Genomic DNA, 229 nt, shown 5'->3' with positions numbered 1-229 from the left:
CCCGCCGCGGACCATCTACAACCCGGTGTACACGCCGGTGACGACGGCGGTGTACCATACGGCGACGACGTCCCGCACCAACACGTACACGACGATGAACACGTTCGGCCTGTACGCGCAGGACCAGAACAAGTGGAACCGCTGGACGCTGACGCTCGGCGGCCGCGAGGACTGGGACAACATGCGGATGGACGACCGCGCGGGCGGCACGCAGACGAAGGCGGACGTC

Annotated in this window: 1 protein-coding gene; it reads left to right on the top strand. The window is 67.2% G+C overall.

Annotation, left to right across the window (positions count from 1 at the left end; genetic code table 11):
* A partial coding sequence (locus KVT39_RS37665; protein ID WP_217591547.1) for a TonB-dependent receptor occupies positions 1-229 on the top strand: 229 nt, incomplete at both ends.

Source organism: Burkholderia sp. GbtcB21 (genome assembly GCF_019091065.1).
In the GTDB taxonomy this organism is placed as follows: Bacteria; Pseudomonadota; Gammaproteobacteria; order Burkholderiales; family Burkholderiaceae; genus Burkholderia; species Burkholderia pyrrocinia_C.
This window is presented reverse-complemented; position numbering and strand designations above follow the sequence as displayed.